This is a genomic window from Streptomyces sp. NPDC048671, assembly GCF_055587045.1.
The window spans coordinates 457,671-477,024 of sequence record NZ_JBVJHB010000002.1; the positions used below are offsets into that span (position 1 = coordinate 457,671).

The 19,354-nt window shown below is 69.4% G+C and carries 12 protein-coding genes; 7 read left to right on the plus strand and 5 right to left on the minus strand.

Going from position 1 to position 19,354, the window contains the following annotated elements; genetic code table 11:
* Window positions 1-8 precede the first annotated feature (8 nt).
* Both ACZ6S6_RS06455 and ACZ6S6_RS06460 read left to right on the plus strand, forming a co-directional pair.
* Window positions 9-1,235, plus strand: coding sequence for a restriction endonuclease subunit S (locus ACZ6S6_RS06455; protein ID WP_469704179.1), 1,227 nt, complete (start codon window positions 9-11; stop codon window positions 1,233-1,235).
* Window positions 1,232-4,414 carry a type I restriction endonuclease subunit R gene (locus ACZ6S6_RS06460; protein WP_469704180.1) on the plus strand — a complete coding sequence of 1,061 codons (3,183 nt, stop codon included), beginning with the start codon at window positions 1,232-1,234 and terminating at the stop codon, window positions 4,412-4,414. The genes ACZ6S6_RS06455 and ACZ6S6_RS06460 overlap by 4 nt, the downstream gene beginning before the upstream one ends.
* A gap of 74 nt (window positions 4,415-4,488) precedes the next feature.
* On the opposite strand, the gene ACZ6S6_RS06465 is transcribed toward ACZ6S6_RS06460, so the two are convergent.
* Window positions 4,489-4,746: a DUF397 domain-containing protein gene (locus ACZ6S6_RS06465; RefSeq protein ID WP_469704181.1), complete on the minus strand. Its 258-nt coding sequence runs from the start codon at window positions 4,744-4,746 to the stop codon at window positions 4,489-4,491.
* A complete protein-coding gene (locus ACZ6S6_RS06470) occupies window positions 4,743-5,621 on the minus strand; it encodes a helix-turn-helix domain-containing protein (RefSeq protein WP_469704250.1) in 879 nt (292 codons plus the stop codon). Before ACZ6S6_RS06470 ends, ACZ6S6_RS06465 begins: the two co-directional genes overlap by 4 nt.
* Before the next feature lie 120 nt (window positions 5,622-5,741).
* Here ACZ6S6_RS06470 and ACZ6S6_RS06475 point away from each other — a divergent pair, with 120 nt between their 5' ends.
* Complete coding sequence (locus ACZ6S6_RS06475; RefSeq protein ID WP_469704182.1) at window positions 5,742-6,212, plus strand: ATP-binding protein; 471 nt, start codon at window positions 5,742-5,744, stop codon at window positions 6,210-6,212.
* Between the two features lie 19 nt (window positions 6,213-6,231).
* Here the strand turns inward: ACZ6S6_RS06475 and ACZ6S6_RS06480 are convergent, their stop codons facing one another.
* A complete protein-coding gene (locus ACZ6S6_RS06480) occupies window positions 6,232-7,551 on the minus strand; it encodes a hypothetical protein (protein ID WP_469704251.1) in 1,320 nt (439 codons plus the stop codon).
* Between the two features lie 265 nt (window positions 7,552-7,816).
* Between ACZ6S6_RS06480 and ACZ6S6_RS06485 the strand changes: the two genes are divergently transcribed.
* The 3 genes from ACZ6S6_RS06485 to ACZ6S6_RS06495 all read left to right on the plus strand — a co-directional run bounded on the left by ACZ6S6_RS06485 (window position 7,817) and on the right by ACZ6S6_RS06495 (window position 14,164).
* Window positions 7,817-9,409: a serine/threonine-protein kinase gene (locus tag ACZ6S6_RS06485; protein ID WP_469704183.1), complete on the plus strand. Its 1,593-nt coding sequence runs from the start codon at window positions 7,817-7,819 to the stop codon at window positions 9,407-9,409.
* Window positions 9,410-9,458: 49 nt separating this feature from the next.
* A complete protein-coding gene (locus tag ACZ6S6_RS06490) occupies window positions 9,459-11,597 on the plus strand; it encodes a UvrD-helicase domain-containing protein (RefSeq protein ID WP_469704184.1) in 2,139 nt (712 codons plus the stop codon).
* Window positions 11,598-12,370: 773 nt separating this feature from the next.
* Window positions 12,371-14,164 carry a hypothetical protein gene (locus ACZ6S6_RS06495; protein WP_469704185.1) on the plus strand — a complete coding sequence of 598 codons (1,794 nt, stop codon included), beginning with the start codon at window positions 12,371-12,373 and terminating at the stop codon, window positions 14,162-14,164.
* A gap of 6 nt (window positions 14,165-14,170) precedes the next feature.
* On the opposite strand, the gene ACZ6S6_RS06500 is transcribed toward ACZ6S6_RS06495, so the two are convergent.
* The gene (locus ACZ6S6_RS06500) at window positions 14,171-16,384 is read right to left on the minus strand and encodes a tetratricopeptide repeat protein (RefSeq protein ID WP_469704186.1); all 2,214 of its coding nucleotides are present in this window, start codon (window positions 16,382-16,384) and stop codon (window positions 14,171-14,173) included.
* A gap of 213 nt (window positions 16,385-16,597) precedes the next feature.
* Between ACZ6S6_RS06500 and ACZ6S6_RS06505 the strand changes: the two genes are divergently transcribed.
* Window positions 16,598-18,427 carry an AAA family ATPase gene (locus tag ACZ6S6_RS06505; protein WP_469704187.1) on the plus strand — a complete coding sequence of 610 codons (1,830 nt, stop codon included), beginning with the start codon at window positions 16,598-16,600 and terminating at the stop codon, window positions 18,425-18,427.
* A gap of 83 nt (window positions 18,428-18,510) precedes the next feature.
* On the opposite strand, the gene ACZ6S6_RS06510 is transcribed toward ACZ6S6_RS06505, so the two are convergent.
* On the minus strand, window positions 18,511-19,323 hold the full coding sequence (locus ACZ6S6_RS06510; protein ID WP_469704188.1) for a maleylpyruvate isomerase family mycothiol-dependent enzyme: 813 nt from the start codon (window positions 19,321-19,323) through the stop codon (window positions 18,511-18,513).
* Between the last annotated feature and the right edge of the window lie 31 nt (window positions 19,324-19,354).

The following is a 19,354-nucleotide window of genomic DNA, read 5'->3' on the forward strand; positions in this document are numbered from 1 at the left end:
AAACTCGCATGAAACACCTGTGCAGGGATTCTGGCCAGTATGGCTTGAACGTCTCCGCCGACATGTACACCACTTCGGGGACGAGGCTCATTCGAACTTCTGATATCGCTGCGGACGGTTCACTCAAAGCGGCAGGTGCCGGAGTCTACATCGACGGATCACTTGAGCCTCGTCACCAATTGCGCCAGGGCGACATCCTCTTGTCACGCAGCGGAACACTGGGACGCTCATTCCTGGTCTCAGAAAAATCAGACGGCCAAACATTCGCTGGGTTCCTTATTCGATTTCGGCCGACCGACCGCGTGGATCCGCGCTTCCTGCACTACGCAACACAATCCAAAACATTTCAGGGCATCGTGCATTCTGAAGCGGTGTCATCAACGATTCAGAATTTCAACGCCGAACGTTACGCCAACATCCCCATGCGCGCGCCGACTCACAGCGAGCAGCAGCGCATCGCCGACTTCCTCGACGCCGAGACCGCCCGCATCGACAGGCTCTCGGTTCTGCGGAGCGAGCAGCTGACATTGATTCGCGAGAGTCTCATCACTGAATCTGCACACCTGTCCGGACGCACCATGGTGAACAGTGCGCACGGCCTCAAGGAACACGTGGTCCAATTGCGACGCGCGACCTCGGCCGTGCAGACCGGGATCACACCTGCCGATCTGCGCGCCTCGGTGGATGACGTGGCACACGATGATCTCCCTTGGTACACACCTGCCGCCATCGACGAATGGATGTCGATCGCCAAGGCAGAGAAAGTCACACGAGGCGGCAGTGGAATTCCGATATTCCCTTCCGGAAGCGTGATCGTGACGGGCATCGGTGAGTCCCTCGGCAAAGTCGGCTATCTACCTCACGCGGCAACCGGAAATCAGCAGCTCACTTCCCTGTCCCCTTCGTCGGGCGTGAACGGAAGATTCATCGCATGGCAGCTTCGGGCTGCCGAGAAAGAGCTGAGAGAATGGGCTCAGTACTCACGGATTCGCATCATCAATAATGATACGCTGAAATCTTTCCCGATCTATCTGCCGCCTCGTACCAAGCAGGATTCAGCGGTGCGAATCCTTGATTCTGGTCTTTCGCAGGTACAGAAAGCGGAAGCTGCCATCTCCAGGTTCCAGCGCGTTGCGAACGAACGCCGCCAAGCCCTCATCACCGCTGCCGTAACCGGCCAGTTCGACGTCTCAACCGCCAGCGGTCGCAACGTATCGGATGGAGTCCACACGTGAGCCCCGCCCACAGTGAGTCCGCCTTCGGGGACGCCATCGTCGCCTCGATGACCGAGCGTGGCTGGCGCGAGGCGCGGCCCGAGGACTACCAGTCCGACCTCGGGCTGGACACCAACGAACTGTTCACCTTCCTCGGCGAGACGCAGATCAGCGAGTGGAACGAATTGCTCGCCGTCTACGGCAACAACGTCAACGACGCCCAGCACGGCTTCGCCCGGCGCCTGGACAAGGCCATCACCGAGGACGGTCTCCTCAACGTCCTCCGCAACGGTGTCAAGGACCGAGGCGTCCGTCTCCGCGTCGCCTACTTCAGGCCAAACCTCGTCGCCGACGACTCCGTCCTCAATGGCTACCGCGCCAACCGCCTCACCGTCGTACGCGAACTCGCCTACGCCACCAAGCAGGCCGACTGGGGCAACCGGCTCGACCTGGCCCTGTTCCTCAACGGAATCCCCGTCGCCACCGCCGAGTTGAAGAACCCGCTCACCCGACAGGGCGTCGAAGAGGCCAAGGAGCAGTACCGCAACGACCGCGACCCGACCGAGCTGATCTTCACTCGCCGCGTCATCGGAAACTTCGCTGTGGACCCCGATCTCGTCTTCGTAGCGACGCGGCTTCGAGGCCAGAGCACCCGCTTCCTCCCCTTCAACACCGGCTCCAACGGCGCCGGCCTGCCGGGCGGTGCCGGAAACCCGGCCCCGACCGCGTACGGCGCGTACGCCACCTCCTACCTGTGGGAGCAGGTCTGGGCACGGGACAACTGGCTCGATCTGCTCCAGCGCTACGTACATCAGCAGAAGACCAAGACGCCGGGCGGCGGCACCACCAAGTCGACGATCTTCCCGCGCTTCCACCAATGGGACGTCGTGAAGCGGCTGACCGCGCACGCGGCGACCCACGGCGTCGGGCAGAACTACCTCGTCATGGCCTCCGCCGGCTCCGGCAAGTCCAACACCATCGGCTGGCTCGCGCACCGGCTGAGCGATCTGCACGCGGACACCGACCCCCGCGTACTCGCCCCGCAGGCGATCGAGAATGGCCGGCTCAAGCCGGGCGCGCCCGTCTTCGACAAGGTCATCGTCATCACCGACCGTCGCAACCTGGACGCCCAGCTCCGGGAAACCGTCGGCAGCTTCTCGCAGACCGAGGGCCTGGTCGTGAAGATCGACGAGAAGCACGGGGCGAAGAGCGAGCAGCTGGCCCGCGCACTGTCACGCGACACCGGCAAGATCGTCACGGTCACCCTGCACTCGTTCCCGGCGCTCATCGACTACATCGTGCGCAACCCGACCGAGATCAAGGGCACCAAGTTCGCGATCATCGTGGACGAGGCGCACTCCTCGCAGTCCGGTGGCGCTGCCACGGACGTACGGGCCGTGTTGCGTGACCTCGGTCTGGACTCCGACTCGGCGGATCAGGGTGCGACCGCCGTCACCGTCGACGAGAAGCTGAGGAAGAAGGCCACTGAACGCTCGCAGGCCGCGAACCTCTCCTACTTCGCCTTCACCGCCACCCCGAAAGCCAAGACCCTCGAACTCTTCGGCACGGACCACACCGTGGACGGCAAGGCCGTCTACCGCCCCTTCCACACGTACTCCATGCGCCAGGCGATCGAGGAAGGCTTCATCCTCGACCCGCTGCGCAACTACGTCACGTACAACACGTACTGGAAGCTGGTGAACCACAACGCGGACGAGACCGAGGTCGACCCGTCCAAGGCCAACAGCCTTCTCGCCCGGTACGCGCTGACCCATGAGCACACCGTCTCGCAGCACGCCACGGTGATCGTCGAACACTTCCTCGCGCACTCCCGCGGCCGGCTCGGCGGGCGCGGCAAGTCCATGGTGGTGACGGCTTCACGAGAGTCCGCCGCGAAAATGGCACGGGCGATCAAGCGCTACATCGAGGAGCGGCAGTACGACACCAAGTACCCGGACCTGGGGGTCCTGGTCGCGTTCTCCGGCTCGCTGAGCATCGACGACGAGGAGACGACCGAGTCGAAGGAGAACGGCGGGATCGCCGAGAGCGCGCTCCCGAAGGCGTTCGCGTACACCCGTGCCGACGACAAGGCCGTGGCGGCCGGTGGGCGCGGGCAGCAGGAGTACAAGATCCTGGTGGTCGCGGAGAAGTACCAGACCGGCTTCGATCAGCCGCTCCTGACGACCATGTACGTCAACAAGAAGCTGACCGGTATCTCCGCCGTGCAGACGCTCTCCCGCCTCAACCGCACCGCTGACCGCAAGTCGCAGGCCGACCTCGCGGTCCTGGACTTCGCCAACGACGCCCAGGACATCCAGGACGCCTTCCGCCCGTACTTCGAGGAGGCGACGACCCTCCCCTCGGACCCGAACCTGCTCTACACCGCGCAGAGCCGTGTCATGTCGGCGCCGATCCTCTCCGAGCCGGAGATGGACGAGTTCGCTGCCGCGTACTTCGCGGCGAAGGAGAAGGCTGCCGGTTCACAGGCCAAGTGGGAGAAGCTGCACGCCGAGTTGTACCGATTGCTGTCCCCCGCCGTCGCACGGTTCACTCCGCTCCTTGAGAGCGAGGAGGACGACGATGTGGAGACCGCCGAGGACTTCCGCGCCGATCTCAACGACTACGTGCGCAAGTACGGGTTCCTCGCGCAGATCGTGCCCTATCGCGATGCCGAGCTTGAGCGGCTGCACCTCTACGGCCGTTACCTCCTCAACCGACTCCCCCGCCGCGCCGACGGTGGCGTCGACATAGGCGAGATCGACCTCAGCCACTTGCGGGTGGAGAAGACCGGCGAGCACGACAAGTCCCTCACCTCCGAAGGCCCGGCAGAGCTCAAGGGCTTCGGAGAGGGCGCGGGCGGCGCCGCGGAGGCCGAGAAGTCACTGCTGTCGGAACTGATCGAGAAGTTCAACGCCAAGTTCGGCACCGACTTCACCGAGCAGGACGTTATCCAGCCCTTCAACGAGGCCAAGGCCGACCAGAAGGTACGGCTGGCTGCCGTCGCCAACGACGACGTGGAGAACTTCGGCAAGGTCTTCGACCGCGTCTTCGCCGACAAGATGGCCGACCACATCGACACGATCGCCGGCATGGGACGGCAGTACTTCGGGCCCGACAAGGCGTTCAAGTCCAGCCTCGACCGCAGCGCGCGCCGGGCGGCGTGGCGGATGATCCGCCGCGAGGAGAACGTGGACGAGTAGTCCCGCCGCACACGGGAGGACCCCGCCGTTGCGCCTGAGCGGCGCTCGGCGGGGCCCTCCCGGCGTTGTATGCGTCAGCCGGCGACGAGGCCGATGAATCCGGCCCATGCGTCTGGAGCGACCGTCAGCATCGGGCCGCTGAGGTGCTTCGAGTCGCGGATGTGTACGTGGGTGGCTGCGGCGGCAACTTCCACACAATCGCCGCCCTCCGCACCGCTATAGCTGCTCTTGCGCCAGGCGACCTCGACGCACTCGCCGCCGTTCCCTGTACTGTAACTGCTCTTGAACCACGCCAACTCGGTTGTGATCGGCCCGGTGAGTTGAACGGTCATTTCTCTCCCAGAAGCTTTTCAATGAACTCCAAGGACTCACGTGGAGTGAGCGCCTGGGACCGGATGATGCCATAGCGGGCTTCGAGCTCGCGGACCATGGCCCGGCCGGTGTACAGACGGCTGTCCCCCTGCACCTCAGCGTAAGCGAGGCGCTGTCCCTGCGCATTGTCGATAAGCGTGAACGGCCCTCCGAGCGCGGCATGATCCTCCCGGTTCAGGGGCATCACCTGAATCTCAACATTCCGCTTCCTGCCGATGTGAAGCATCTGCTCCAGCTGGCCGTAAAGCGTCGGCCAGCCACCGATCGGCCGGCGGAGCACAGACTCATCGATGATGAAGCTCAACAACGGAGCGGGGCGCCGATCGTAGATCTCCTGCCTGGCCAGACGGGCCGAAACGCCTTGCTCAATGTCCGCTTCGTCGAGCAACGGCCGCTCCAACTCAAAGCCGGCTCGGGCGTAGTCCGCTGTCTGCAACAGGCCCGGAATCGCGTACAAGCCGTACACGCAAAGTCCGACGGCCTTCGCCTCCAACCGCGCCATATCCCGGAAGAACGGCGGATACTGCGCCCGCGCAAGCTCCTCCTTCAACGCCATCAGCAAGCCCCCGGCGTCCAGCACCGCGTCCGCCTTGTCGATGAACGCGGGCTGCGGGATCCGCCGCCCCTGCTCGAACGACGCGATGGACGGGGCCGCGTAGCCCACCAGCTTGCCGAACTCCGCCCGGTCCAGCCCCGCTCGGAGGCGTAACAGCTTCAGCTGACGCCCGAACGCCATCATCACCCCGGATCCCGGCTCGCCCTCCGGCCGTTCCCCGGTCTCCGCGCCCGAACCCGACTCCGCGTCCATGTCCGCGTCGCCCCGTACCACCGTCATCGCCACACCGCCTGTCCCACGCACCGACGTACGTACACGCAGACCGCCTCCGCGTACAAGCAGTCCGCGACGGCGCGTCACCTCTGGTCACGCTACGCCACGTAGCGACACCGTGGAGTCATGAACAGCGATTCCCCACTCCCCCTGCGCCCGCTTCCCACCCCCCAACCCCGCTTCCCCTGGCACCACTTCTCGATGCGCTTCAGCTCCACGCCCCGCGGCGCCCGTCTCGCCCGGCGCCTGGCCGGCGAGAGGTTCGACGCCTGGGGCATCCCGTACGGCAGCGACGCGCACGACGCGCTGACGCTGATCGTCGCCGAGCTGTGCGCCAACGCCGTACGCCACGGGCTCGTCCCCGGCCGCGACTTCCGCCTGCGCCTGTCCGCCGAGGGCGCCGCCCTGCGCATCGAGGTCACCGACACCCGCGGGGAACGCATCCCGGCACTCACCCAGCCGTCGGACGTCCCGGACGGAGACGGCGAGGGCGGTCGCGGCCTGCTCCTCGTGGCCGCGCTCGCGAACCGCTGGGGCTGGTACCCGTGCTCGGACGGGCCGGGCAAGACGGTGTGGGCCGTTCTGGACCTGAGGTAGGCGTCAGAACCCGCGTCCCCTACACCGACACGGGCACCGCAGGGAACACGACCACCGAGCCGTCCTTGTCGCGGGCGATCTCAATCGCCACGTCCGTCGTGCGGCCGTTGACCATGCCGCCGTCGCCGAGCTTGTGAATCAGGTTTGCCGAGCGCATCAGGCGCTCGACTTCACCGGTCGTGAAAACGGGCCGCAAGCCGCTGGGGCGTGCCAGCTCCAGCTGCGACAGGCGTTCCAGGACACCGGCGATGCTCGTTTCCAGTGTGCTGAGACGCTGATGGTCGGCCTTGAGTGCCCGCGCGAAGTTCACGAACAAGTTGTCAGGGTCGCTCTGGGCATGCTCGACGGCCTGGAGGACGATGACCCGCTGCTTCAACGCAATGGCCAGGGCAGCCATTTCGAGGTGGGTACGGAACCTGCCTCCATGGTCGTCGACGCCGGGAAATGACTTGGTCAGCGTGCTGATCTCGACGGCCTGTCCCTCGGGCAGCTTGCCGAGTGCGCTCTGCCACCTGGCCAGGCGGCGGTCAGCGGCGCCCAGTGCCGTGTTGATGGCGTGGACTGCCGAGTCCAGTCCCAGCGAGGCGCCAAGCTTGCCCTGGTCGAGCAGAATGGCTGTGGCCTTGTCGATGGCATCGCGGCAGCCGTCGAGTTCGCTGTGCTCGTCGTCGAGCTTCTGCTCGTGCAGCTGCTCCAGCAGTTCCGTGATGTGCTCGATAGCCTGCTGGCGCTTCTGGTCGGCATACGCGCTCATCCCCACCGCTACGGCCATGAGCACGAGCGGCGCGGCCACGGTGAACGCCACGCTGCCGGTGGCCGCGACGCCGGCTGTGGCACCGGCTCCACCGACTGCGCCCGCTGCTGTCGCTGTGCCGACCGGCACGAAGGCCGCGCCGGCGGCGACGCGGCCCGTTTCCGCATTCACCAAGGGGCCGCGGAAGGCGCAGGTCGCCCCCTTGGCCACCATCGGCCGGATGACACCCTGGCCGAACTGGGCGGCAACCTTCGCCGGAACCACCATGCGGAACAGGCCCTCGCCGGTAGCGGCCGCCCTGGCCGCAGCAGAGGAACTCCGCGCTGACTGCGTGATGAGCTGCGACAGGTGCTGTGCCAACGGGCTCACGGAATCGAGCGGGATGCCTCGGCTGCGGTCGAGCCGGCCGGGCAGCGGATGTGCCTCAAGTGTGGCAATCGGCTTGTCCGCCAGGCCGGCCAGCACGCTGCGCAGTTCAGCCAGGCGCTCAGCTGTCATCGGCTCGTCCCCGGCCACTGCGGGCACCCGGACGTCACCGGTCGCCAGCGTCCACACCGGCACGTTTGCCTTGCGGTAGTCGATCATCGTCTCCCCCTCATTTTCCAGCGACAGACTACGGGTGACGTCCGACAGGAACGGCATGAACCTTGCAGGTTCAAGTACCGGAGTCGCCTCCCGGTGAACCGACGATCCGGCGGCCGCCCCGGCTGACCGGAAAGCGGCGTACCGGACGCCCCTGCCCCGCCACCGCTGGACTGAGGATCGCCCCACCAGGGACACTTGCCCTCCACTCTGCCGAAAGCCGGTGCAGCCGCACGCATCGGCCAGTACACGCACACACGGGGGCAACGTGCCGCAGCAGCAGCCGATCGCAGGTCGGTACGAGCTTCTGGAGCCGCTCGCCAACGGTGGCATGGGGGATGTGTGGCGCGGCTACGACGCCGTGCTCGACCGGCCCGTCGCCGTGAAGCTGATCCGGCAGCAGGCCGTCGGCGGCTCGCAGCAGATGGCGGAGGAGTTCGCCAAGCGTTTCCGCCGCGAGGCCCGCATCACCGCGCGCATCCAGCACCCCGGTGTGCCCCAGGTGTACGACGCGGTGCTCGACGACACGTACGAGCGGCTGTTCCTGGTCATGGAGCTGGTGGACGGGGTGTCCCTGTCCGCGTACGTCCACCCGGACCGGCTGCTTCCCGTCAGTTGGGCGGTGGCGGTGGCGGCGCAGGTCGCCACCGTGCTGTCGTACGCGCACGAGGTGCCGGTCATCCACCGCGACCTCAAGCCCAGCAACATCCTGGTCGCCCGCGACGGGACGGTGAAGGTCCTCGACTTCGGGATCGCGGCGATCCTGCGGACCGATGCCACGAAGCTGACCGCGACCGGCACGCCCATCGGCACGTACCAGTACATGGCGCCCGAGCAGGTACGCGGCGGGCGGACCACTCCGCAGACCGACCTGTACGCGCTCGGCTGTGTGCTGCACGAACTGCTCAGCGGGCGGCTGCTGTTCACGGCTGACAGCGAGTACATGGTGATGCACCAGCACGTGAACGCCGCTCCCACCCCGCTGCGCCTACTGCGTCCCGAGGTTCCGCAGGAGCTGGCGGACCTCGTCCTGCATCTGCTGCTCAAGGCGCCCGAGGCGCGGCCTGTCGATGTGCAGGATGTGTACGAGCGGCTGCGGCCCTTCCTGCCGTCGCCCGGCCGGACGCCCGGACCGGGCGAGGCCGGACCGGCGGGGGCGCCGGACCCGACCGGGGTCTTCCGTAATCCGTACGCGCCCCGCGCCCGCGCGGGTGCGGGCAGGGCCGCTGCCGCGTCCGCCGATCCGGCTGCCGTACAGGCCGCACCCGTTCCCGTTCCCGCGCAGTTGCGTGCGGAGATCGACGAGGCGTACGCGCACTCGGACGCGCTCCTGGACGAGGAGCGGTTCGCCCAGGCCGCGGAGGTGCTCGGGGAGATCATCGAACCCGCCGCCCGTGCGCTCGGCTCGGAGAGCCGGAAGGTCCTGGAGCTGCGGACCCGTCGGGCCGCGATCCAGCTGCTCGGCGGGGACTACCGGGCGGCGCTCCCCGAGTTCGACGCTCTGGCCGACGCGTACGCGCGCACCGACGGCCCGACCGGCGAGCCGGCCCGCGCCTGCCGCGCCCAGGCCGCGCGATGCCGCGCTGAACTCGGCCAGGTCACCGACGCGCTCTCGGCACTGCGTGCCCTCCTCGACGTCGTACGGAACGTCGACAGCGATCTCAGCGAGGAGGCCGTCGAGCTGCGCCGCGACATCGGCATGCTGCTGCTCGCCCAGGGGCGGGCGGTCGAGGCCCACCGGATACTCCGGCCGTTGCACGACGACCTGTGTCTGGTCTTCGGGCCCGGAGACGAGATGACCCAGGAGGTCGGCGAAGCACTGGCGCTGATCGGCCTCGACCTCGACGGTCCGGCCACCTGACCCCGTCACACCCCCTTCTGTTCCGTCCGCCTCCCGGAGAGTCCGCTTCATGCCCCACCTCGCGTTCGACGTCGGTTTCTGCGCCCAGCTCGGCAAGCTCCGGGGCAGCGTCAAGCAGGGGGTGTTCGACGCGTGGGAGAAGTTCGAACGCCTCACCCTGGACCAGTTGTTCAAGGATCCCGGGCTGAAGCTGGAGAGCCTGAAACGCGCCCGTGATCCGCACATCCGGACCATCCGGATCGACCAGGGGACACGGGGTGTGGTCCTCGCACCCGACAGCGGCGACACCTACGTGCTGCTGCGTGTGATGCCGCACGACAAGGCGATCGACTGGGCCACCAAGCAGAAGGCCAGCGTCAACACCGTGACCCGGGCCGTCGAGATCCGCGACATCGCGATGCTCGACGAGCTCACCCCCGCCTACGAACGCATCGCGCCCGCGCCCGATCAGCGGCTCTTCGCGAAGGTGTCCGACGGGGATCTGACAGCGCTCGGGATCGACGAGACCACCCTGCGGCAGGCCCGCGCCCTCACCAACCTCGAGCAGCTGGAGGTCTTCGCGCCGTACTTCCCGCAGGACCAGCGTGAGGTCCTCGAATATCTCGCCGCGGGCTTCACCGTGGAGGAGGTGTGGCGGGACGTGGTGTCCGTCAGCCTCTCCACCGCGCCCGCCGACACCACGCCGGTGGACACCGACGACTTCGCCACCGCCATCCACCGCACCGGAACCCGCATCGCCCTCATCACCGCGTCCGAAGAGCTCCGCGACATCCTCGACAAGCCCTTCGCCGCCTGGCGGGTATTCCTCCACCCTTCCCAGCACAAGGTCGCCTACCGGGCCAGCTATTCCGGACCGGCGCAGGTGACCGGCGGGCCAGGCACCGGCAAGACCGTTGTCGCACTCCACCGGGTACGACACCTCCTGGGGTTCCTGCGCGACGGCGAGCGCATTCTGCTCACCACGTACACGAACGCTCTCGTCGACGCACTGCGCGTCGGCCTCGCGACCCTCGTCGAGGACGCGCACCTGCGCGACCGGGTGGACATCACCACCGTCGACGCGCTGGCCAGCCGGGTCGTCGCCACGTCACGCCGCCCGCTGCGGGCCGGCGAGGAGGACGCCCGCTGGGAACAGGCAGCGCGTTCCACCGGCTTCACCGGAACGCCGCAGTTCCTCGCCCAGGAGTACAGGCACGTCGTCCTCGCCCAGAACCTGCGGAGCCAGGAGGAGTACGAAGCCGCCGACCGGGCCGGGAGGGGCAGCCGGCTCCCCGTTGCCCAACGGCCTGCGGTGTGGCGTACGGTCCAGCTCTTCACCGATCGGCTCGCCGCCGACGGACTCCGCACCTACCTGGGCACGTGCGCGGAAGCGGCCGACCTCCTCGAAGCGCAACAGCCGCTGTACCGGCACATCGTCGTGGACGAGGCCCAGGATCTCCACCCGGCACAGTGGCGGCTGCTCCGTGCCGCCGCTCCGGTGCGCCCCGACGATCTGTTCATCGCAGGCGACCCGCACCAGCGGATCTACGACTCGAAGGTCTCGCTGAAGGCGCTCGGCATCAAGGTCACGGGCCGCTCGACGAAGATGCGGAAGAACTACCGCAGCACTCACGAGATCCTCAGCTGGTCCACCGCCCTGCTCGTCGGCCGGCCCTTCGCGCAGTTGGAGGACGACGACCGCAACGAGACGCTGCTCGGATACCGCTCCGCACTGCACGGGAGCGGACCGGCTCTGCACGGGGCCGCTTCGGAAGAAGCGGAGCTGGACGCGCTCGTCACACAGATCCGCGCCTGGACCGACGCCGGCGTCAGCCCTGCCGAGATCGGCGTCAGCGCCCGCTTCAACAAGACCTGCGACAAGGCGGTCGACCGGCTGACAGCCGAAGGGATCCCCGCCGCACGGTTGCGATCCGGAGCCTCCGATGACGCCCCCGCCGTGCGTATCGGAACCATGCACTCCTTCAAGGGCCTCGAGTTCCGTTGCGTGGCCGTCATCGGCGTGCACGACAAGGCGCTGCCTTACCCGGGGGCCGTGACACCGGCCGATGTGGACCGGCTCCAGCGCGAGGCTGATTTGATGGCTGAGCGCTGCCTGCTCTTCGTCGCCTGCACCCGGGCCCGGGATGGCCTGTACGTGTCCTGGACGGGGGTGCCGAGCCCGTTCCTGGTCGAGGCCGGTGCGGCATGAGGACGAAACACCGTCGTCCGAGCCGGTGCCGACCCCCGACTGCCCTGCGATCGCACTGCTCCAGGAGATGGGTTGTCCCCCAGGCCCCCCTGAGGGACAACCCCCAGGAAAGTCGGGGAGAAACCGAGTCGTGGGGAGGACGCCGGGTCCGTAGGTTCTGGGGTGAAATCCTATTACCGCCCCACACAGCCTCCGGAGGCATCTCGTGACCGCCCCAACCCCTCAGCCGACGCGCACGCCTCACGCGCTTGTCGCGGCCTTCGTGCGCTTCGTGGTCTGCGGCGGTGGGGTCGGGGTCGCCTCCAGCGGGGTGCTGGTTCTGCTCCATGACCGGATGCCGCTGGCTGTGGCGAACGCCCTGGTGACGGTCGTGTCCACGGTGATAGCGACCGAGCTGCACAGCCGGATCTCGTTCCGGAGCGGGCGCCGGGGATGGGGCATCCACCTTCAGTCCGGGCTGACCGTCGCCGTGAGTTACGCCTTCACGACCGGGGCGCTGCTCTGCCTGTACGCGTTCCGGTCCGAGCCGTCGGCGCTGGTCGAGCAGAGCGTGTACCTGTCGGCGTCGGCGCTCGCCGGGGTCGGCCGGTTCGCGCTGCTGCGGGTGGTGGTCTTCGGGGAGCGAAAGGCCGGCCGGACCCGTGCAGGGGCACTCGGCAGGACTTCCGTGGCCGTGGCCGCTGACACGGAAGGGCGGACCGTCCTCCTGGCTCGCGCCTGCCGTCGGCATCGATTGGATATCGTGGATGGTCGGCCGGGCAGTCACGCGGCCCGTGAGTCGAGTGGGCGGGGCGCAGGTGGCACAGGAGCGGGCCGGATGGGTGCGGGTGCCGGTCGGGGACGGTGCCGTGCGGTGGGCCACACGTGGGAAGTGTCTGCGGGTGCTGGTCGTCGTGCACAACGTGACCTCCGCCACGCGGCTCCTCGACGTGCTGCCGCTCTTCGACGGCGATCTGCGGATTCAGCTCCTCGCCACCTGCCCGGAGTCCTCCGCGTTCTCGGCCGGCACGGCCGATCTCCTTGCCGGGACCGGAGTGCCGGTGCTGCCGTGGGAACAGGCCGTCGAAACGCCGGTGGACCTGGCCGTCTCCGCCAGCTTCGGCGGCCAACTGGAGCTTTTGCGTGGGAAGTTGACCATCCTTTCGCATGGTGTCGGATATACTAAGAGGCTGGCTACACCGGACACCAGGTCGGGGTCGGGGGGCGATGTCGCACCCGTGTTCGGTCAGGCTCCGCAGTGGGTGCTGGCCAACGGCGTGCCCATCGCGGACGCCCTCGTTCTCTCTCATCCCGAGCAGTGCGACCGGCTGCGCGCCGCGTGCCCCGAGGCCGCGCCGACCGCCGTGCTCGCCGGTGATCCCTGCTTCGACCGTGTGCTCGCCGCCCGCCCCTACCGCGAGCGGTTCCGCCGGGCGCTCGGGATACGGGCGGGACAGCGGCTGATCGTCCTCAACTCCACGTGGAATCCGGAGTCCTTCTTCGGGGACGGCGGCGCGGGCGGCGACGACTTGCTGCCCGCACTGCTGCCTCGGCTCGCACGCGAGTTCCCCGTGGACGAGTACCGGTTCGCCGCCGTCCTGCACCCCAACATCTGGCACGGCCACGGGCCTGGCCAGGTACGGGCCTGGCTCGACCGGGCGCGGCGCTGCGGGCTGGTGCTGATCGATCCGCTGGAGGGGTGGCGGCAGGCCCTGGTGGCGGCCGACGCGGTGGTCGGGGACCACGGGTCCGTCACCTTCTACGCGGCGGCACTCGGCACTCCGGTGCTGCTTGCGGCGGCTCCGCTGCACGAACTCGATCCCGGGGCACCGGTCTCCGACTTCATGCGGGAGGCGCCCCGGCTCGATCCCGGTGCGCCGCTGCGCGAGCAGATCGACCGGCTCATCGAGCACCATCGGCCGCTGCCGGGGCCCGCCGAGTACACGACCTCTGTGCCTGGTGAGGCCGCGGTCCGGCTGCGGACCCTGTTCTACTCGATGTTGGGTGCGGCGGAGCCGGAGTGGCCCGCCTCGCTGGACCCGTTGCCGCTGCCGGGCCACGAGCCCCTGTCCGTCACGGCTCCCCTTCATGTACTGACCCGGATGCCGCGTCCGGGCGAGGTCGTCGTGACCCGTTGGGCGGGTTCCCCGCCGACCGCCGAGTGCGGCGGCGGGGAGGTTCACATCGCCGTGCACGAGGACACCCGTGACGTGGACCAGTTGGAGCTCGCCGACGTCATCTTCCGGGACGGTCTGCCCGACGATCCCCGCTTCGGGTCTCCGGCTGTCTGGACGGAGGAGGTGTTGCGGCGCCATCCCGGCTGTGCGCTGGCCGCCTTCACGGTCGGCCCTGCCGAGTGTGTCGTCCGGCTGCGGGGCGGGGAGCCGCTGCGTCTGCTGTCCTCGCCGGAGGACGCGGTGGACCCCGCTGCCGGCGCCTCGGCTCTCCATGCGCTGCTGGGGGCCGGGGAAGCCGGCGGCGACGTCACGGCGACGCGGCTCGCGAACCTGTTGGCTGACGGCGGGTTCGCGGTCCGCGTCGGGACCCGGCGGGTTAGGGTGCGGGTCGCCGGCCTCCACCCCGGGTGACGCGGTTCAGCCGGTGCCGCGCTCCTCGGCCTGGCAGCGCTCGCGCATGGACCGCAGATGGGCCACGTGGTACTCGGCGCTCTGGCCGCTCAGCGTCGTGAACGCCGCCTCGATCAGCGGGCGTGCGGCCGCGGTGTCCGACTCGTCCAGCCAGGTCTCGGCCAGGTCGGTCAGGGTCCGGGCCGTGTTGTACGTATCCCTCTGCTCCCGGAAGCGGCTCAGCGCCGTCCCCAGCCGGTCCCGGGACTCCTCGAACCTCCCGAGGCCGCGCAGGGCCCGGCCCCGGTGGCGTTCCAGCAGGGCACGTGCGCGGGGGACGTCGGCGGTCCCTTCGTCCTGGGCTCCCATCGTGATCAGGACGGCGTCCGCCGCCTCGAAGCACTCGTAGGCCTCCTGGAACCGCCACTGACGCAGCCGCAGCAGTCCGAGGAACTCCGTTGCCGACGCGTGGCCCAGCTTGTGGCCCGCCGCCTCCTCGGCCCGCGCTGCCGCGAGTGCCTCCGTCTCCGCCTCGTCCCATTGGCGCAGTTCGGTCAGCGTGTGCGCGAGTTGGGCGTGCAGTGCTCCCGCGTCCGCCGTTCCCGGCAGGTGGGTGTCGGCGAGCCGTGCTCCGATGCGCAGTGCGGGCAGCAGCATCTCGTGGCGGCCGGCCTTGAGTTGCAGCGGCCACAGGGAGCGGCTCAGCCGTACGGCCGAGGCCGGGTCGCCCGATTCCTCGGCGCAGTGGACGGCCTGGACCAGGTTGCCGCACTCGGCGATCAGGGCGTCGAGCGCCTCGCCCCGGCTTTCGAAGGCCGGGGTTTCGAACACCGGGGTTTCGAACGCCGGGGTTCCGGGAGTCAGGGTTCCGGGAGTCAGGCCGCGGCGGTTTGCCGAGGGTGCGGGGACCCGCCAGCTCTCCGGCAGCGCCTGGTGGGCCACGGACGTCGACAGATCGACATACCAGCACAGGGCTCGGGCCATCGCGGCCGAGCACGCGGCGATGCCGTCCTCCTGGACGGCGACGGCCTCGGCGTGTCCGCGGACCGCGGGGCGGTAGTGGTAGCGGGCCTGGCCGTCAGCGGTGGTGTTGCGCTCCAGCAGGAGGCCTTCCGCCAGTTCGTCCAGTCGTCGCGCTGCGTCCTCGGGCGTCGTTCCGGTCGCATGCGCGGCCACCACGGCGTCGAGGGCGGGCCAGTCGCGTACCGCCATCAGGCGGTACACCTTCGCCGTCCCCGGTTCCAGCAAGCGGTAGGTGTCCTGCGCCGCCGCCCGTACGGGGTCGGCGCCGACAGCCGGGCCGGACGCGGGTTCGGTGAGGCGGGGTGCCGCCGCGCGCAGGGCGTACGGCGATCCGCCGCACCGGGCGAGGACGGAGGGCAGGGTGGCGCGGGCCGCGGCGATCGCCGGCTTGTCCAGGAGCTGGGTCAGCAGCCGTACCGCGTCCTTGTCCGTCAGCGGGCCGACGGGAACGCGTACCGCGTCGAGGCCGGGGAACGGACGACGGGCCACCACGATCATGAACACAGCGGGCGCTGAGGTGAGGAGCGGCCGGATCTGGGCGGCCGAGTGCACATGGTCCAGGACGATCAGCAGCTTCCGGTCCGCCACGCAACGGCGGAAGAACTCGCTCAGCTCTCCGGCCGAGGTCGGCATCTCCTCGTCCCGGACACCGAGTTGGCGCAGCAGGCTGCGCAGTACGGTCCCCGCGTCGCGTGCGGCGGCGGTGCCGCCGGCCAGATCCGCGTAGAGCTGCCCGTCCGGGAACATGGCCGCCTGGCGTACTCCCCAGTGCACCGCCAGCGTGCTGGTGCCCATGCCCTCGGCGCCGTGCACCAGGGCCAGTCTCGGCGTTCCGTCCGCACGGCGCGACGCCTCGCGGTCGAGGCTCTTCAACGCCTCCTTGCGGTCGGTGAAGAACCTTATCGAGGCGGGGAGGCCCGGCTGCCCGGTGCCGGGTGCGAAGTCCGCTCCCGGACCTCGGCCGCCACCGCTCACCCGGCTCGCGAACGCCCTCCACGAGGCGGCGAGTCGGGGGTCCTCACGGAGCCGGTCGGACACCATGCGGGCCACCGCGTCCAGTTCGTCCGGTGCGGTGGGCGCCGGGATCTCCCGGCCGGCGATGCGGCGGACGAATCCGCCCGTCGACTCCCACGCCCATCTTCCGGCCTCGTTGGCCATTCCCGAACCGACCGCACCGAGCACCGCCGTGACGGCCGTCAGCGAAATGGGATCCAGCATGTCGCGCACTCCCCGTTCCCGGTGTTCCGCGCGATGCGCCCTCCCCGGCACCGCCGCTGCCACCGTGCAGATGCAATCTACCGAGTCGGGCGGCGCCCCGTGCGGCACCGCGCGACACAGCCGGGTTGGCTATCCTGACGACCGTTCCAAGTGATCACGGTGGCCGTGCGGCCCGCGGCACGGGCCGCGCACTCGCCGGAGGGGGAGAGACACGTGCGGGGTGCAGCGGCGAGCCGGGGCTCGGTCAGGAAGGCCGAGCAGGCGTGGAATCAGGCGATGCTGCTGATGCGGCAGGGGAACACCGCGGGGGCGTCCGCGCAGTTCGCACTGGCCACGTCCCACGATCCGGCCGCCGCCGACGCGTGGCTCGGCCTCCATGCGACCGGGCAGGATCAGCAGCGGGCGCTGGACGCCATGCTGCGGACCTCCGGGGCCTTCGGCGCGCTGCGCACGAAGTCCGGGATGCCCCTCCGGTCCACGTTCCAGATCGGCCATTACGTCACCTTCCGCCTGGAGAACGCACGCGATCTGTGGCTGGCCGCGATGTCCTCGCTGCTGGACAACGGCCGGCTCGACGAGGCCTGGGCCGGGCTGTCCACCGCACAACTGGACTGTGACGAGACGCGGTTCGTCTACGCGCGGTACGCGTTCCTCAAGGAGGACTGGGCCCTGGTACTGAGGTTCGCCACCGGAATCGGTGACGCGTTCCTGCGCGACGAGTCGCAGTTGTACGTCGGTGCGTCGCTCTTCGCCCAGGGCGTCCACCACGAGGCGCTGAATGTGCTCGCTCCGCTCCCCGGGAAGCTGGAGAAGGGGAGCAGGTTCGATGCCGAGACCAAGTACTTCATGGGGCGGTCGCTGGAGGAGCTGGGGCGGAAGGAGGATGCCCTGAAGCGGTACCAGTACGCCTTCCGGTGTTCGCCGGACCTCTTCGACGTGGATGTCCGCGCCCAGGCCCGCCCGGTGCCGCCCCCGGCCGCCCCGCTCGCCCCCGAGGACGCTCCGGACGTCGCTCCCGCGCGGCGCTCCGGTGAGCCGGCGCCGTCCGTTCCGGCCTCGGCCGGCTCTCCCTCACCGCAGACCGGGGTCGGTGGCGGTGCGGAGAGCGGCAGCGTGGAGGGGCCGTCGGAAGAGGAGCGGGCCGCCCTGCTGGCCGAGGCCAGAGAGTCCCTTGACGGCATGATCGGCCTCGAACCCGTGAAGCGCCAAGTGCTCACCCTCATCGCCCAGTTGCGCATGGCCGCGCTGCGGGAGGAGCAGGGTCTTCCCGGGGGTGCCAAGCCCCGGCACTTCGTCTTCGCGGGGCCGCCGGGTACGGGCAAGACGACGGTGGCCCGCATCATCGGCAAGGTCTTCGCCGGGCTCGGCCTGTTGAGGTCCGGTCATGTGATCGAGGCCCAGCGCGTCGATCTGGTGGGGCAGCACCTCGGGTCCACGGCCATCAAGACCACCCAGGTCATCGACTCCGCGCTGGACGGGGTGCTGTTCATCGACGAGGCGTACGCCCTGTCGAACAGCGGATACAGCGGCGGCGACGCGTTCGGGGACGAGGCGATGCAGGTGCTCCTGAAGCGGGCCGAGGACGACCGGGACCGGCTCGTCGTCGTACTCGCCGGGTACCGCGCCGAGATGGCCGGGCTGCTCGCGAGCAACCCCGGTCTGGTCTCCCGCTTCAATACGCGTGTCGACTTCCCCTCGTACTCCGCGGAGGAACTCGTCCTCATCGCCCGGTCCGTGCTGGCCTCCCAGGGCGACGAGCCCGATGCCGGGGCCGTCGATGTCCTCGGTTCGCTGTGCGCGGCGATCGTGGACGGCGGGATGGCCGACACCGTGGGCAACGCCCGGTTCGCACGCGAGCTCTGCCAGAAGGCCTCCGCGCAACGAGACCTGCGGCTGTACGCCGCGCACGCCGACACCACCCCGACCAGGGAGGAGATGGTCACCGTACTCGCCTGGGACGTGGTCGCCGCACACGATGAGCTCATGGAGTCACACGGTCCAGCGGGTGAGACCGAGGAGGGAGCGGGTGGTAGCGGCGTATAGCCGGTGCAGGCCTGCCACCGCCCACCGCCCACTTCTCACGGCGCCGTGCGCCCGCCTCGTCGCAAAGCCGTGCGCCCACCTCGTCACGGCGCCGTGAAGTACTCCGGGAAGCGCGGCCCGAGCCACGGCTTGCGTCCCCAGGCGAGGACCCGTCCCCTGGCCATGGCGCCCACCGGGGCGATACGGCCGAGCGCCATCAGCAGGAACGTGACGGGCTCGATGGAGATCGTGCAGTCCGGGCGGTCCGGCGGCCGGTGGCCCGCCGTCACCGCGCCGTCGGTGAAGGTCACCCCGAAGCGGTCGCCGCCCCACAGCCGGACCGTGTAACGGGCGGTGAGACGCGCCGTGGCCCCGGCGTCGGTCACCCGCGGCATGGCCCGGACGAGGAAGGGCAGGGTCAGCCGGGCCCTGGGCCGGTCGACCATGTGCGGGCGCCTCAGTGCCCTCGCCAGGTCGTAGCCGTGGCCCAGCATGTGCGTCAGGAGGTAAGAGCCGAGGACCGCGCGGTTCATCGGACCCATCGGCGTCATCAGCTCCTCGTCCGCGGGGTGTTCGGCCACCGCGTCGAGGAACGCGGCGCTCTGCGCCACGATCATCGCGGCCAGCGGCTCGCCCTCGCGCTCGCCGAACGCCGCGAGGGCCCGCTCGTTGGCCGCGGCCAGGCCCTGCGGGGTGCCGTCCCCGTAGTCGCGCGGACGTCCGGCGGCCACGTCTGCCATCAGCTGGTTGGCCTGTGCGAGATGCGCCGCCGCCTCCCCCACGGTCCACTCCGACCTGGGGACCGGCAGCCCGGTGTCGGGGGCGTCGCGCAGCAGCGCCGCGATCTCCGTGGCCGTCGCGCGTATCGCGTCGGCCAGCCCCTCGGGCAGCCTGCCCCGTATGTCGTGCCCCGCCACCGGCTCCACCCTGCTACCGCCCTCGTGAACG

Coding starts and splice junctions, on each gene's coding strand:
- ACZ6S6_RS06465 (WP_469704181.1), bottom strand. CDS start 4,746: ATGACCGTTCAACTCACCGGGCCGATCACAACCGAGTTGGCGTGGTTC.
- ACZ6S6_RS06480 (WP_469704251.1), bottom strand. CDS start 7,551: ATGATCGACTACCGCAAGGCAAACGTGCCGGTGTGGACGCTGGCGACC.
- ACZ6S6_RS06470 (WP_469704250.1), bottom strand. CDS start 5,621: ATGACGGTGGTACGGGGCGACGCGGACATGGACGCGGAGTCGGGTTCG.
- ACZ6S6_RS06490 (WP_469704184.1), top strand. CDS start 9,459: ATGCCCCACCTCGCGTTCGACGTCGGTTTCTGCGCCCAGCTCGGCAAG.
- ACZ6S6_RS06500 (WP_469704186.1), bottom strand. CDS start 16,384: ATGCTGGATCCCATTTCGCTGACGGCCGTCACGGCGGTGCTCGGTGCG.
- ACZ6S6_RS06475 (WP_469704182.1), top strand. CDS start 5,742: ATGAACAGCGATTCCCCACTCCCCCTGCGCCCGCTTCCCACCCCCCAA.
- ACZ6S6_RS06455 (WP_469704179.1), top strand. CDS start 9: ATGAAACACCTGTGCAGGGATTCTGGCCAGTATGGCTTGAACGTCTCC.